The following is a 15,999-nucleotide window of genomic DNA, read 5'->3' on the forward strand; positions in this document are numbered from 1 at the left end:
TGTATATTAGTTATTTAATATCGCTATGCGAAACTTAATATTAATTTTAATTCTTTCGCTGATTCTGATCGTTATAGGAAAAAATATGGGTGCTCTAGAAGGATTTCGTGTTCTAGATTTAAGTCGGGTACTAGCAGGACCATGGTGTGGTCAAATTTTGGCAGATTTGGGTGCTGAAGTCATTAAAGTTGAACGTCCTAAACGTGGCGATGATACGCGTGCATGGGGACCACCATGGATGAAAGACGATGAAGGACGCGATACACACGAAGCGGCATATTATCAATCGACTAATCGTAATAAGCTTTCCGTTGCCATTGATATCGCCACCCCTGAAGGGCAGGAAGTAGTTCGGGCTTTAGCGCTTGAGTCAGATGTTGTGATTGAAAACTATAAGACTGGTTCATTAAAGAAATATGGTCTGGATTATGAAACTTTATCTAAACTCAATCCAAAATTGATCTATTGTTCAATCACGGGTTTTGGGCAGACTGGTCCTCGTGCTGAAGAACCGGGTTATGATTTTATCATTCAAGGCATGGGCGGACTTATGTCCGTGACTGGTGAAAAAGATGACTTACCGGGTGGCGGACCACAAAAATTAGGCATTGCATTTTCCGATATTACAACAGGTTTGTATTCTACAATTGCGATTCAGGCGGCTTTACTCAATCGAAATATTACAGGCTTGGGGCAATACATTGATATGGCATTGCTTGATGTGCAAATTGCAACATTGGCTAATCAAGGGATGAATTATCTAGCCTCAGATAAAGTGCCGGGTCGTTATGGTAATGCCCACGCCAATATCGTGCCTTATCAAGTGTTTAAAGCTTGCGATCGCGATTTTATTATTGCCTGTGGTAATGACACACAATTTATTCAGCTCTGTCAGGCCATTGGTTTGCCAGAACTTCCGAATGATCCAAAATTTACTCGAAATGCGGATCGTATTAAGCATCGGGAAGAGATCACCGATTTACTGTCAACACATTTTGCAAGCAAAACGGCTGATGAATGGGTTGCTGCAATTCATGCGGCAAAAGTCCCTGTTGGCGTGATTAATAACCTAGAGCAAGCATTTGAAGAACCACAAGTCGTGGAACGGAAAATGTTAGTCGATATGCCACATCCACAGCGTCAACATTTAAAAGTGATTGGTTCTCCAATCAAATTGTCACGCACTCCTATTGAGTACAAACGTGCGCCACCGATGTTGGGACAACATACCGATGAAATACTTTCAAGGATCTTGTCTAAATCAACACTGGATGAGTTAAAATCGAAAGGGATTGTAGAATAAGATTACAAAATGGCGGTAATAGCAAAAGAAGTAAACGTTTTTGTACATGCTTCTTTTGCTATTGATAGAATAAATAGATTATAATTTTCGCATTGCGAAACATTAATAGATTTGAGTGCGCTCTAATACCATGACTGATTTAAACGAAACCGAACAAACGGAAAAACTACTGGTTCCGCTACGCCATGAATTACTTCATCCTATTGAAGACATGCAGGAAGAGGACGATCGTCAGTTTATTACTGCGCTTGCACGTGGTTTAGAGCTTTTACGTTGCTTTTCAGCCAAACAGCCACATTTGGGTAATCAAGAATTATCACAAATGACGGGGCTACCCAAACCAACGATTACGCGTTTGACCCATACATTGTCGCGTTTGGGTTATATTCGCCAAGTACCAAATTCAACTAAATTTCAATTATCTGTAGGTGTTTTGGCTTTTGGTTATTCGATGCTCGCCAATGTCTCGGTAAGATCTATTGCTCAGCCTTATATGAAAGAGTTGGCTGATTATGCAGGTGCTGCGGTCGCGATGTCGACGCGTGATCGTCTGAATATGATTTATCTGGATGTAGTGCAGGGCAAAGGCAATGTCACCATGCGTCGTCAGGTTGGAACATATTTGCCCATTCACTTAAGTTCGATGGGTCGTGCCTGTCTAGCCGCAATGCCTGAAGATGAACGTGACTTTTTACTCAATGCAATTCGCGTTAAACATAAGGAAGACTGGATCAAGATCAACCGTGATCTGGATAAAGCATTTAAAGACTATCAGGATTTTGGCTATTGCTTTTCTATGGGTGATTGGCATAAAGATGTGAATTCGGTCGCGGTGCCTTTATTGCATGAGCAACATGGTCTTTTAGTCTTTAACTGCGGCGGTCCAAGCTTTATTATGAAACGTGAAAAGCTAGAAGAAGATATCGCACCGCGTTTATTACACATGGTCAATAATATAAAAACTGAAATTGGTTAATTTTATTTTTTATAGATTTCTTAAATCATTCCTTTTTATTTCTCTTTTGCGAGAAAATAAAGAAGGTTTAAATGATGATGAAAAAAATCAGATATTTAACCAGTAATACTCAAAATATTACTGGTTTTTATTTATCCATAATGGGAAAGTTTTGCATCTCGAAGACAACAATAAAGTGCTAAAATAGCAAAAATAATGCCTAATATACATACTCCATTCCAACCAAAATGCCGCCATGCATAGCTTCCAGCGGTTGTGCCAACTGCGCCACCTGTAAAATAGCCAGTCATATAAATTGCATTGAATCTTGATCTGAGTTGTTGATTAAGCTTAAACACGATGCTTTGATTGGTAACATGAACTGCTGAAAGACATGAATAAATTAAAATTGTCGCAATCACATAATAAACAAAAGAAAACGGCAATAAAGTAAATAACAACCAACTTAAAATCAGACCAATACCACAGCTAATTGAAATCTTATGAATATAACCCTGATCGATATATTTACCTGAAAAGTTGGCAATAAATGTCCCAATAATTCCCACAAAACCAAATAAACCAATGGTAAAGTCACTAAAATAATAAGGTGCAGGAGCAAGTAAAAGCGACATCGTGGTAAAGGTCATGCTGATTCCTGCAAAGGTTAAAAAACCAATGTAGGTTCGACGACGTAAACGTTGATTTTGTTTAAAAATAATAGGAATGGAACGAATGGTTTTAAAATAACTTTCGGACTGCGTAGCAGGAAAAGAGCCGATTTTATTATATAAGACAACTGCTATGATGAGTAATAAAAAGCCACTAATCTGATAGATAATATTCCATGCAAACGATGTTGACATTAGTCCTGATAAGGAACGTGCCAATAAAATACCAATCATCAAGCCGCTAATCAGAAAACCAACGACACGACCACTGTGCTGAATGGGGACTAAACTTGCAGCCAGTGGTAATAAAAGCTGTGCAGAGATTGAAAATAAACCGGTAATGACCGTACCCAGCATGATCCAACTAATATGACTGGAAAAACCACTCATTAACAAACCCAACGAGGCGAGTAACATTAAAACGAACAATAGCCGTCTTTTTTCCAGAATATCACCCAATGGCATGAGCAGTAACAAGCCAATGGCATACGCGATTTGCGCGAGTGTAGGTACCCATGCAACGGTTGTTTCTGAAAGATGTAATGCCACTGCCATTGAATGGATTAGGGGCTGACTAAAATAATTACTTCCTGAGCAAATACCAGCCGCAACTGCCATCAAAATAACGGTTGGTGTATAGATACTCGACGATTTCATGCAGGTTCACTTGAATTTTTTTAGTGCAATTTTTGATTACACATAGAGGGATTCAACAAGCTTAATGAAAAAACAAATTTTTTACAATAATAATAGAATTACATTTTGCAATGCGATATCTTAATTTATTATAAAAAATCGAGTAAGACATATTCAATTTACTCGATCATGGGAATAGTTAAATTTAATCAACAATAATGAGGAAGAATATGAGTGCCTTAACAGGATTTAGGGTTCTGGACTTAAGTCGAATCCTAGCTGGACCTTGGTGTAGCCAGATTTTGGCAGACTTGGGTGCAGAGGTCATCAAGATTGAAAAACCATTTCAGGGTGATGATACACGCATCTGGGGGCCTCCATTTCTTAAAAATGATAACGGTCAGGACACGGGTGAATCGGCTTATTATTTGTCTACAAATCGTGGTAAGCATTCAGTTGCCATTGATATGGCGACTAGCGAAGGGCAAGCGCTGATTAAAAAAATGGTGCTAGAAAGTGACGTTTTAATTGAAAACTATAAAGCAGGTTCTCTTAAAAAATACGGGCTTGACTATGAAAGTTTAAGCCAGATTAACCCCAAATTGGTGTATTGCTCAATTACAGGTTTTGGACAAAAAGGCCCACGTGCAGCAGAACCCGGCTACGATTTTATCATTCAAGGCATGGGTGGCATGATGAGTGTCACAGGCGAACGCGATGATTTGCCCGGTGGTGGGCCGCAAAAAGCAGGTTTGGCATTTGCTGACCTCACTACAGGTTTATACGCTGCGATTGCGATTCAAGCGGCACTGTTATCACGTGTGACCACAGGTGAAGGCCAGCACATCGATATGGCACTACTCGATACCCAAGTCGCTTCACTTTCGGTTTTGGCGATGAATTATTTGACTTCTGCAAAAGTGCCGGGCCGTTTTGGTAATGCACATGCCAATATCGTGCCTTATCAAGTGTTTAAAGCCCAAGAGGGAGAATTTATTATTGCCTGCGGTAATGACCAGCAGTTTAAGGCTTTATGTGAAAGTATCGGTTTGCCTGAACTGTGCAAAGACCCGAAATTTGAAAAGAATAAAGGTCGTGTCACTCATCGCGAAGAAATCAGTGCCATTTTACAGCAGCATTTTATGGCACAACCAGCTCAAGCTTGGGTGGAGCGTATTCATGCGGTAAAAGTACCAGTAGGGATGATCAATAATCTACAGCAGACTTTAGAAGAAGAACAGGTGGTTTTTCGGGAAATGGTCGTAAATATGCAGCATCCACTACGTTCCGATTATGTCTCGATTGCTTCACCCATCAAGCTCTCTAAAACACCAGTACAGTATGTTAAAACTCCGCCATATCTAGGCGAAGATACAGACTCTATTTTAGATCGGTTTTTAACGCCAACAGAGCTACAAGATTTAAAAGACAAAAAAGTGGTTCAGCAAGGCTAAGCTTGTACCATTAAATCGAGAAGGAGCATTGATATCATCAATTGCTCCTTTTTTGATGATTTGATTTATAAGCTTTCTGTTAAGGCATCCTGAATGCTATTCACCATATATTTCAAACGCGGGCCAATCTCTTCAATGGTTTTTTCAGCACTCAGTAAATAAGAGGGGGAACCACAGTTAAAAACATATAAGCCATGTTTTGAACTGATTAATGGTACAGCAACAGAATTAATACCTTGTTGCCATTCGCCTAAAGAAAGGCAATAACCATATTTGGCATATTGTTCAAAAGCCCGATCAAGCTGTTCCTGAATCTGTGGCCATTGTTCTGGTTCTCGTTTTTGTATGGCCTCTAAAATTAAATTCCGTTCGTATTCAGGCGTTGCCACCAAACAGGCACGACCCATGGAGCTACTATATAGCGGTAATGTTGAACCAATCGGACGACGTAAGGTGCTATTGGTTTGAACGACATCCAGATAAAGCATATTCAGACGATCACGAGCTGCTAACGCTACAGGTGCTTGCGCATAAAGGCTCATTTCTTCCATAAAAGGATGTGCCGTAGTGCGAATGGTTAGATTTGATAATGCAGCATAACCCAAAGAAAGCACGCCAATATCGAGCATATATTTAGGAGAATCAGGCATCTGCTTCAAATAGCCTAAGCTAACCAAGGTATTACAAATGCGGGCAATCGTCGGCTTAGGTAAGCCTGTCATTTTGGCTAATTCTAAATTACCTAGTACTTGATGTTGCAATGAGAAACAACGTAGTAGTTCTAAACCACGTGCCAAAGATGCAATAAATTGAGGATTATTTTCACGATGAATATGAGAAATAGGATCTAGACGAATTTCATCAAAATTGAGTGTTTTATCATTCTTTTTACTTTCAGCGTGTTGCGACATTGAATTCTCAAATTAAAAAGGATCTCCTGATCATAGAGCATTTTATTTTGCATTGTAAAATGAATCCATTCATCATAAACAGGGTTGTGATGAATGGATATGTTTTGATGGTTAAGCGACGTTCTCAATGACCATTGCTAAACCTTGACCAACACCAATACATAGGCTGACAACAGCATATTTTTTATTACGGCGCTGTAACTCACGTGCAACAGTCAATGCCAAACGCGCGCCTGAAGCACCTAAAGGATGACCAACGGCGATTGCACCACCATTTGGATTGACACGTGGGTCATTAAAGTCAACCCCTAGACCTTTTAAGCAAGATAAAACCTGTGAAGCAAACGCTTCATTGATTTCAATAATATCTAGGTCATCTAATGTTAAGCCTGCACGAGATACCGCTTTTTTAATTGCTTCAATTGGACCTGCGCCCATGATGCGTGGTTCAACACCAGCTGCAGCCGCAGACAAAATTTTTGCCATTGGCTTAAGACCATATTTTTGACCAGCAGCTTCTGAACCGATCAATACCGCAGCTGCACCATCATTAATGCCCGATGCATTACCAGCAGTGACTACACCACCTTCAAATAATGGTTTGAGCTTGGTTAAAGCTTCAACGGTTGAGCTAGGGCGAGGGTGTTCATCTTCAGTCACTTGTTTTGGCGGTAGCTTTTTACCTTGAGAGACTTCAATCGACGTGATTTCACCTTCAAAAAAGCCTTCTTCTTTTGCTTTTTGGTATTTCGCTTGAGATTGAGCAGCAAATAAGTCGGCCTGTTCACGAGTAATGCCATATTCAACGGCGACATTATCACCTGTTTCAGGCATAGAATGACCGCCATACTGTGCCACGATCTTTTTATTCGGAAAACGTGAACCAATAGTGGTGTCATAGATTTTAGCATCGCGGCTATATGCACTTTCTGCTTTACCCATGACAAAAGGAGCGCGAGACATGCTTTCTACGCCACCCGCAACATATAAATCGCCTTCGCCACAAGTGATCGCACGCGCAGAATCAATAATTGCACCTAAACCACTGGCACATAAACGATTGACCGTTTGACCCGGCACAGTCACAGGTAAGCCTGCTAATAATGCAGCATGACGTGCCACGTTACGGCTATCTTCACCGGCCTGATTGGTATCACCAAAAATGACATCTTCAATATCGGCACCCGGTACACCTGTTTTTTCAATCAAACGTTGAATGACCAAGCCAGCTAAGTCATCAGGGCGAATTGAAGCAAGTTCACCTGCATGGCGACCAAATGGAGTACGTAAACCGTCGTAAATATATGCATTTAACATGGAGTAAATTCCCTTTTTAAATTAAGCAGTAAAAGTAAGTGGAAGATTCAGTGCGACACGGCGTTGTAACCATGGGCTAGGGCGATAACGCGGATCGTAAGTTAATTCGGAAATGCGATTTAGGATCAGTAAAATTTTGTCTGAACCGAGTACGTCACCCCATTCGATTGGGCCGTACGGATAACCCAAACCTAGACGAACAGCAGCGTTGATGTCGTCGACCGTTGCAATATTTTGTTGCGCAATGTCACAACCTAAATTAATCACCATAGCCAATACACGTTGCGCGACAAAACCTGTGCTTTCATCAATCATGCTGACTAATGCACCATCAAGGTTGAATATTGAATGCGCGGCCTGAACATAATCGGCTTGGGTGGCAAGTGAAGGCATCAAGGTACGATGTTTTTCAATGCTATACAGCATATCAATCGCGACACTATGCGCAGGGTTTACATTGAAACGTTTCGCTGCATGTGTGGTATCTTCACCATAACAAGCCAATAAACATAAGCTGTCTGCTTGAGGTGTTGTTCCAGTATCCAGTTGAATATTTTGTGCAGTGAGATAGGCTTCGAGCAGTTTTTTGTCAGCTGCAAAATCAGCTACAATCCATACAGTCGGATAACGATCTAAACCTTCTACCACTTTGGCAGGTGTTTCACCTGTTTTGCTTCCTGTACGATAGTCATAAAAACCCTGACCAACTTTGCGACCCAATTGTTTGGCTCCGAGCATTTGTTTGGTGAGCGGACTTGGACGATAACGTGCTTCTTCATAATATTGATGATAGATTGATTCCATCACAGGATGTGAAACATCAAGCCCTGTTAAATCCATGAGTTCAAAAGGGCCCATTCTGAAACCCACACCATCACGTAAAATACGATCAATTTCACTGATGTCTGTGACATTTTCATTTAAAATTTTTAAAGCTTCTGTACCATAAGCACGACCCGCATGATTAATAATAAATCCTGGAGTATCTTTTGCCACCACTGGGCGATGACCAAATACACGAGAAAGTTGGTTCAGCGTTTCCACATGTTTTGGATCTGTTTTTAAACCTTGAATCACTTCAACCACTTTCATGAGTGGAACAGGATTGAAGAAGTGATAGCCGATCACGCGTTCAGGATGCTGACAATTCGCTGCAATCGCAGTAATTGAAAGCGATGAAGTGTTTGAAGCCAAAATTGTGGTTTCTGGGACAATTGCTTCAAGCTGATCCATCAAAGATTGTTTAATGTCTAAACGCTCAATAATGGCTTCAACGATCAAATCACAGCTTTTTAAATCACTAAGTTCATGGGCAATCAAAAGATTTGCATTGGCTGCATCAGCTTGTTCAGCTGTGATTTTGTTTTTATCAAGCAGCTTTTGAAAGGTCGCTGCCAATTTTTCTTTGGCTTGCTGTGCTGCACCAGCTTTGGCATCATACAAATAAGTGGTGTGACCCGATTGGGCTGCAATCTGGGCAATACCACTACCCATAACACCGACACCAATAATGGCAATAGTTTTGATCTGTTGTGTCATGATAACTGTCCTAAGATACTGTAATCATTTAAAAAATAAAGATATAAAAAATTAGGTTAATCGCTGCTTATCGCCATCTATCGGTAATATTTGCCCAGAGATGGAACTCGCACTATCCGATGCGAGAAAAACGCATAAATCTGCGATATGTTTAGGATTGACAAATTGTTTAAGCGATTGATTGGCAAGTGCGTTTTGAGTCACTTCTTCAAGAGAAATATTCATGGCATCTGCACGAGCTTGTAATACACGTTGCACACGTTCACCATCGACTGCACCGGGAAGAACTGCATTGACACGAATATCAAAGGCACCCAGTTCCATCGAAAGCGTTTTGGTAAAACCAATGATTCCCCATTTTGAAGTCGAATAGGCCAGTCTAAATGGATAACCCATTCGTCCTGCAATCGAGGAAAGATTGATAATGACACCTGAATTGGATTGCTTGAGATAAGGGATCGCCAATTTCGTCATCATAAAGGTACTGTTCAGGTTTAAATTTAAAACCTGTGTCCAGTCTTCAAAACTCAGTTCATCTGCTGCCACGGTAGGGCCAGAAATTCCTGTGTTATTTACTAAAATATCTAATCCGCCTAACGCTTGCATGGCAGTTTCAAACATGGGTTGAATTGCATTCATTTGACCCAGATCACAATACGCAATCTGTAGTTGAGGATAATCCTGTTTGAATTGCTGCAAGCTTTGTTGATTGATATCACATACAAAAACGTCATCGCCTTGTTTTAAAAAGGCTTCTGCGATACATCGACCAATCCCAGAACCACCAGCACTAATAAATACTTTACGCGCCATCAATTTCATTTCCTCAATATTCGACTGTAAAGACCTATTTGCCTTGATAAGAAGGTTTGCGTTTTTCTATAAAAGCATTGATCCCTTCGTTTTTGTCTTCAGTAGAAAATAATAATTGGAAAGATTTACGTTCTAAGGTTAAGCCAGCATTTAATGGCACATCTTCACTCATCAGCGCAACTTCTTTAATTTGCTGCAATGCGATCGGTGGCATTTTGGCAAGACTTTGCGCCATTTTGATAGCAGTAGGAATGGTTTGGTCATCTTCGGTCACTTGAGAGACTAGACCCATGATATAGGCTTCTTCTGCTGGAACCATGGCACCTGTCATAATCATGCGCATCGCATGGAATTTTCCGACCGCACGGAACAGACGCTGTGTACCACCAGCACCTGGCATTAAACCGACTTTAATTTCAGGCTGACCGAAAATGGCCCCTTTACCTGCAATAATAATGTCGCTGTGCATGGCAAGTTCACAACCACCACCAAGAGCATAGCCATTCACTGCCGCAATAACAGGTTTTGGACATTGAGAAATCGCGTTCCAATAACGTTCTGTACGGCGTAGCATCATGTCAGTTGAACCTGCTGTTGCCATTTCTTTTAAATCTGCACCAGCTGCAAACACTTCATCACCACCTGTAAGGACAATGGCGTGAATATCGTCATTAAAGCTAAGTTCACTAAATGCCTGTGCAAGCTGTTTGCGCACTTCTGTATTTAATGCATTCTTTGATTCAGGGCGGTTGATTTTGACGATTGCTATTTTTTCAATTGAATAATCGATTTCGACGAAATTATCCTTGTTCATATCTGTCATTTTACATCCTTTGTTTCGCATATCAAAACTATATTCCTCATATAATGCTTAATCGACAAAAATTTTCAAGTGTTTTTTATGACATTAATTGATTGAACTTTTTGATAAATCAGTAAATGCCTGAAAAATAAAGCCTAGCTGATACATAATTTCGTTTAACGAAATTTATTTTTAAAAAAGTATTGAAAAAATAGTTTTAATTCTCGTAGTATGAAATTAATTTAATGCAGAACTAGATTTTGTGAAACTTTGTGTGCTGACTAATTTGCAAAATAGTTGGTATCAATAGCGAAATATATGAAATGGGAGATCACTCATGATCCGCGATGAAGGAATGTTGCAACAATTACTCTCGACGATTCGGGATTTTGTCAAAAATGAATTGATTCCAAGAGAACATGAAGTTGCTGAAAATGACCGTATTCCTGAAGATATTGTTCAGCAAATGCGTGAACTAGGCTTATTCGGTTTGACCATTCCAGAAGAATACGGCGGTTTAGGTATCACGATGGAAGAGGAAGTCAATGTTGCCTTTGAATTGGGTCATACTTCTCCTGCATTTCGTTCGTTAATTGGTACAAATAACGGCATTGGTTCAAGTGGTCTGATCATTGATGGTACTGAAGAACAGAAACAAAAATATTTACCGCGTTATGCAAGCGGCGAAATTATTGGTTCTTTCTGTCTGACTGAACCAGAAGCGGGTTCTGATGCGGCATCTTTAAAAACAACTGCGGTAAAAGATGGCGATTTCTACGTTTTAAATGGTACTAAACGTTTTATTACCAATGCACCGCATGCTGCGACTTTTACAGTGATGGCACGTACTAATCCTGAAATTAAAGGTGCAAGTGGTATTTCTGCATTTTTGGTTGAAGCCAATACCCCAGGAATTACGCTGGGTAAAATTGATAAAAAAATGGGACAAAAAGGATCACATACTTGTGATGTGATTTTTGAAAACTGTCGTGTACCTGCTTCTGCATTAATTGGTGGGGTAGAAGGCGTAGGTTTCAAAACTGCAATGAAAGTTTTGGATAAAGGTCGTCTACATATTGGTGCATATAGTGTTGGTGTGGCGGAACGTATGCTGGATGATGCACTTCGTTATGCTGTAGAGCGTAAACAATTTGGTCAACCGATTGCAAATTTTCAATTAATTCAAGCCATGCTTGCAGACTCTAAAGCTGAAATCTATGCAGCCAAATGTATGGTTTTAGATGCTGCACGTCGTCGTGATGAAGGTCAAAACATTAGCACTGAAGCATCTTGCGCAAAAATGTTTGCTACTGAAATGTGTGGTCGTGTAGCAGATCGCTGTGTACAGATTCATGGTGGCGCGGGTTATATCAGCGAATATTCAATTGAACGTTTTTATCGTGACGTTCGCTTGTTCCGTCTTTATGAAGGAACAACTCAAGTTCAACAAATCATTATCGCTAAAAATATGATTAAGGAAGTGACTGCTTAACTTCTGATCTTATATGACATGAGGCAATTGGATGCCTCATGTGTTTTTTGTCTGAGGAAATAGACATGACAACAGATACAATTACATCAAGTAATACAATACAGGCGATTCAAACGCCTAAAAAAATTTGGATTACTGCATTTATATTTGCTTTTCTTGCTTTACTCTGTGACGGTGCGGACTTAGGATTTTTAGCATTAAGTTTGACCAGTCTTAAAACAGAGTTTCATCTTACTGGGGTTCAAGCTGGGACATTAGGTAGTTTAACTTTATTCGGTTCTGCAATCGGGGGATTGATCGGGGGATGGGCGTGTGACCGTTTTGGGCGCGTACGTATCATCGTATTCTTTATTGCTTACTCTTCAATTTTAACCTGTGCTTTAGGCTTTACTCATTCTTTTGAACAATTTGCGCTAGTGCGTGTTTTTGGTTCAATGGGCTTAGGCGCACTATATATTGCCTGTAACGTGTTGATGTCTGAAATGGTACCGACCCGACATCGTACAACAGTTCTTGCAGCCTTAATGACAGGTTATACATTAGGTTCATTACTTGCGACTTTATTGGCTGGACATATTATTCCAGATCATGGCTGGCGTTATCTTTATTGGTTAGCGATTACACCTATTGTTTTGTCTTTCTTTATGTATTTCATGGTGCCTGAACCAGAATCGTGGAAAAAATCGCGTCAACTTCGTGCAGCTCAAACTGAAGGCGGTATGAAAGCAGTTAAGCGTGAAAATCCATATCGTGAAATCTTTAAAGAAAAGAAACACGGCATCATGTTTTTGCTCTGGGTGGTGAGTACAGGTGCATTGCAGTTTGGCTATTACGGTGTCAGTAACTGGTTGCCAGCATATCTTGAATCTGAACTCGGTATCAAATTCAAAGAAATGGCCATGTATATGGTGGGCACATTCATCATTATGATTTTTGCCAAAATCATTGCAGGGATGATTGCAGATCGTTTAGGGCGTCGTGCTGTATTTGCTTTTGGAACCATTGGGACTGCTTTATTTATCCCAGTCATTGTTTATCTCAATACACCTACAAACATTCTTTGGTTAATGCTGTTCTTTGGCTTCCTTTACGGAATTCCTTATGCCATCAATGCAACTTATATGACGGAAAGCTTTCCAACGTCGATTCGTGGTACAGCAGTAGGTGGTGCATACAATGTTGGTAAAGTACTTTCTATTTTCTCTCCATTAACTATCGGTTATTTATCTCAAAGCGGCTCAATTGGTTTGGGGTTGTTGGTGATGGCCGCTGCATATTTTATCTGTGGTGTGATTCCACTGTTATTCATTAAAGACAGACTATTTAATCCACAAAAAGCGGATTAATGCTGCTATTCAGACTGGTGATGGATCACCAGTCTGAATTTAAAAATATTCATTATTTAAAAGTACAACAAATTCATCTAAATGAAATAGGTGGCAATATGAAAATGGAAGTTTTGGGTTTTGAGAAAGATACGGTAATTCAGACCCCAAAAAAAGTCTGGATGACTGCGTTTATATTTTGTTTTTTGGTGTTGCTGTGTGACGGAGCAGATATTGGGATTTTAGCTTTTACACTAACAAGTTTGAAAGCAGAGTTTGGTTTAACCAGTGTACAGGCAGGAGCACTCGGAAGCTGGTCTATTTTTGGAATGGCGATTGGTGGGTTGATTGGTGGATGGGCAAGTGATCGCTTTGGACGTGTACGCGTGATTGTCATCGCAACAGCGATGTTTGCCATTCTTTCTGCATGTACGGGTTTGGCGCAGTCTTATGAACAGATTGTTATTTTAAGAACCATTACCTGTCTGGGTTTAGGATCACTGTATATTGCATGTAATACGCTTATGTCGGAACTGGTTCCGACTAAATATAGAACCACTGTTTTGGCAACGCTCATGACTGGTTATACCTTAGGTTCATTGGTCATCACGGCTTTATCTGGATGGATTATTCCAGAGTTTGGCTGGCGAATGCTGTATTTCATTACCATTATTCCAATTGTATTTTCCATTTTGATGTTCTTTCTTGTTCCAGAGCCTGCGTCATGGAAAAAAGCACGTGCACTCAAATTGGCAAATCCGCAAGCAGGTAAAGCACAAAAACTCGAAAACCCTTATGTCGCATTATTTAAAGATAAACAACACGGCAAGATGTTGATGTTATGGACATTTAGTTCTGGATTTTTATTGTTCGGTTATTTTGGCGTAAGTAACTGGCTGCCTTCATATTTAGAAGCAGAATTGGGAATCAAGTTTAAAGAAATGGCAATTTATATGATTGGGACTTTCCTGACCATGATGTTTGCCAAAGTGATCGCTGGTTTTGTCGCAGACAGAATTGGCCGTCGAATTGTATTTGCATTTGGAACAATGGGGACTGCGCTATTTATTCCAGTCGTTGTTTATTTCCATACGGCCGAAAATATTGGCTGGTTAATGCTAATTTTTGGTTTTTTATACGGCATTCCTTATGCCATCAATGCCACCTATTTAACTGAAAGTTTTCCGACTTCAATTCGAGGAACTGCGGTAGGTGGTGCATTTAATATTGGAAGAATTGGTGCAATTTTTGCCCCGATCGCTATTGGTTATTTGGCAACTCATAACTCGATTGGTGCAGGTTTGTTGTTAATGGGAGTGGCCTACTTTTTATGTGGTTTGATTCCAACCTTATTTATCAAAGACAGATTATACGATCCGCAAAAGGCTGAGTAATGAATAGTTTACAAAAAGCTTTGTAAATGAAGACAGAAGGAATGAATTGATATGATTAATAAGATCACCAGTGATATTGAATCGGTCTTAAGAACGATTCCTGATGGTGCAACCATCATGACCAGTGGATTTGGTACTACTGGTCAACCAGAAGCTTTACTGGAAGCACTTATTGATATTGCACCAAGAGAGCTGACCATTATCAATAATAATGCGTCTTCGGGTCCAAACGGTTTAACCAAACTATTTACGGCTGGACTGGTTAAAAAACTGGTTTGTTCGTTTCCAAAGTCTGTAAGTTCAACAGTTTTTCCTGACTTATATCGTGCTGGAAAAATTGAACTAGAACTTGTTCCACAGGGCAATCTGGCTTGCCGTATTCAGGCCGCAGGTGCAGGACTTGGGGCAGTATTTACTCCAACAGCTTACGGTACAAAGATTGCTGAAGGTAAAGAAACAAGAACCATCAATGGTAAAAACTATGTATTGGAATATCCATTACATGCCGATTTTGCTTTTATTTATGCGGACAAAGCTGATCGTTGGGGCAACCTGATTTATCGTAAAGCCGCGCGTAATTTTGGTCCAATTATGGCAAAAGCCGCGACGACCACAATTGTACAGGTCAATGATGTCGTGGAGCTGGGTAGTCTTGATCCTGAATGCATCATCACTCCAGGAATATTTGTACAGCATGTTGTCAAAGTAGGAGATATCAAATGACCATTCAAAAAAGAAGTCGTGAAGAAATTGCGGTAATTATCGCAAAAGATATTCCTGATGGTTCTTATGTAAATTTGGGGATTGGATTGCCGACCAATGTTGCCAAACATCTGCCTAAAGACAAGGAAATCTTTCTACATTCTGAAAATGGAGTATTGGCATTTGGCCCACCGCCAGCACCAGGTGAAGAAGATCCAGATCTAGTCAATGCGGGTAAAGAACTGGTGACTTTATTACCAGGTGGTTGTTTTATGCATCATGGTGATTCATTCGACATTATGCGTGGCGGACACTTGGATATCTGTGTATTGGGTGCATTTCAGGTTGCATTGAATGGTGATCTGGCGAATTGGCATACAGGTCGAGAAGATGATATCCCTGCGGTTGGTGGCGCAATGGATTTGGCAGTTGGTGCAAAACGTATTTTTGTTTATATGGAGCACACCACTAAAAAAGGTGAAGCCAAAATTGTGAATCAATTGAGTTATCCAATCACTGGTGAGCAATGTGTCGATCGTATTTACACCGATCTATGCATTATTGACTTAAAAGGTGGACAAGCACATGTGATTGAAATGGTTGAAGGTCTAACTTTTGATGAGTTGCAGGCTGTAACAGAATGTCCACTTGTGGATGCTCGAATTTAAATTTTACTTTAGTACTT

The 15,999-nt window shown here is 40.2% G+C and carries 14 protein-coding genes; 8 read left to right on the plus strand and 6 right to left on the minus strand.

The genetic code is table 11. The annotated features are described in order from the left end of the window. Positions 1-85: 85 nt before the first annotated feature. Together J500_RS12135 and J500_RS12140 are read left to right on the plus strand one after the other, a co-directional pair. Positions 86-1,303, plus strand: coding sequence for a CaiB/BaiF CoA transferase family protein (locus J500_RS12135; protein WP_004997811.1), 1,218 nt, complete (start codon positions 86-88; stop codon positions 1,301-1,303). A 130-nt stretch (positions 1,304-1,433) separates the two neighbouring features. Then, complete coding sequence (locus tag J500_RS12140) at positions 1,434-2,279, plus strand: IclR family transcriptional regulator (protein ID WP_004997816.1); 846 nt, start codon at positions 1,434-1,436, stop codon at positions 2,277-2,279. Between the two features lie 131 nt (positions 2,280-2,410). Here J500_RS12140 and J500_RS12145 read toward each other — a convergent pair whose 3' ends face one another. Beyond that, the gene (locus tag J500_RS12145; RefSeq protein WP_004997819.1) at positions 2,411-3,586 is read right to left on the minus strand and encodes an MFS transporter; all 1,176 of its coding nucleotides are present in this window, start codon (positions 3,584-3,586) and stop codon (positions 2,411-2,413) included. A 209-nt stretch (positions 3,587-3,795) separates the two neighbouring features. On the opposite strand from J500_RS12145, the gene J500_RS12150 reads away from it, so the two are divergent. Next, entirely contained in the window at positions 3,796-5,019 is a 1,224-nt protein-coding gene (locus J500_RS12150) for a CaiB/BaiF CoA transferase family protein (protein ID WP_004997823.1), read from the plus strand. Between the two features lie 65 nt (positions 5,020-5,084). Here J500_RS12150 and J500_RS12155 read toward each other — a convergent pair whose 3' ends face one another. From J500_RS12155 to J500_RS12175, 5 genes are all read right to left on the minus strand, one after another. Next, positions 5,085-5,930 (minus strand): IclR family transcriptional regulator, encoded by an 846-nt coding sequence (locus J500_RS12155; RefSeq protein WP_004987652.1) that lies wholly within the window; start codon positions 5,928-5,930, stop codon positions 5,085-5,087. Between the two features lie 111 nt (positions 5,931-6,041). Beyond that, the gene (locus J500_RS12160; protein ID WP_004997825.1) at positions 6,042-7,247 is read right to left on the minus strand and encodes a 3-oxoadipyl-CoA thiolase; all 1,206 of its coding nucleotides are present in this window, start codon (positions 7,245-7,247) and stop codon (positions 6,042-6,044) included. Positions 7,248-7,268: 21 nt separating this feature from the next. Next, entirely contained in the window at positions 7,269-8,786 is a 1,518-nt protein-coding gene (locus J500_RS12165) for a 3-hydroxyacyl-CoA dehydrogenase (protein ID WP_004997828.1), read from the minus strand. A gap of 51 nt (positions 8,787-8,837) precedes the next feature. Next, positions 8,838-9,599: an SDR family oxidoreductase gene (locus tag J500_RS12170; protein WP_004987656.1), complete on the minus strand. Its 762-nt coding sequence runs from the start codon at positions 9,597-9,599 to the stop codon at positions 8,838-8,840. Between the two features lie 34 nt (positions 9,600-9,633). Then, a complete protein-coding gene (locus J500_RS12175) occupies positions 9,634-10,422 on the minus strand; it encodes an enoyl-CoA hydratase (RefSeq protein WP_004987658.1) in 789 nt (262 codons plus the stop codon). 316 nt (positions 10,423-10,738) lie between these two features. Between J500_RS12175 and J500_RS12180 the strand changes: the two genes are divergently transcribed. From J500_RS12180 to J500_RS12200, 5 genes are all read left to right on the plus strand, one after another. Continuing rightward, positions 10,739-11,893 carry an acyl-CoA dehydrogenase family protein gene (locus J500_RS12180; protein ID WP_004997831.1) on the plus strand — a complete coding sequence of 385 codons (1,155 nt, stop codon included), beginning with the start codon at positions 10,739-10,741 and terminating at the stop codon, positions 11,891-11,893. Between the two features lie 65 nt (positions 11,894-11,958). Further along, positions 11,959-13,239: an MFS transporter gene (locus J500_RS12185; protein WP_004987661.1), complete on the plus strand. Its 1,281-nt coding sequence runs from the start codon at positions 11,959-11,961 to the stop codon at positions 13,237-13,239. Between the two features lie 98 nt (positions 13,240-13,337). Next, positions 13,338-14,612 (plus strand): MFS transporter, encoded by a 1,275-nt coding sequence (locus tag J500_RS12190; RefSeq protein WP_026039979.1) that lies wholly within the window; start codon positions 13,338-13,340, stop codon positions 14,610-14,612. Between the two features lie 51 nt (positions 14,613-14,663). After that, positions 14,664-15,335 (plus strand): 3-oxoacid CoA-transferase subunit A, encoded by a 672-nt coding sequence (locus tag J500_RS12195; RefSeq protein ID WP_004987665.1) that lies wholly within the window; start codon positions 14,664-14,666, stop codon positions 15,333-15,335. Then, positions 15,332-15,982 carry a 3-oxoacid CoA-transferase subunit B gene (locus J500_RS12200; protein ID WP_004987666.1) on the plus strand — a complete coding sequence of 217 codons (651 nt, stop codon included), beginning with the start codon at positions 15,332-15,334 and terminating at the stop codon, positions 15,980-15,982. Before J500_RS12195 ends, J500_RS12200 begins: the two co-directional genes overlap by 4 nt. The last annotated feature ends 17 nt before the right edge of the window (positions 15,983-15,999 follow it).

The organism is Acinetobacter sp. 479375, from assembly GCF_000581715.1.
Classification (GTDB): domain Bacteria; phylum Pseudomonadota; class Gammaproteobacteria; order Pseudomonadales; family Moraxellaceae; genus Acinetobacter; species Acinetobacter ursingii.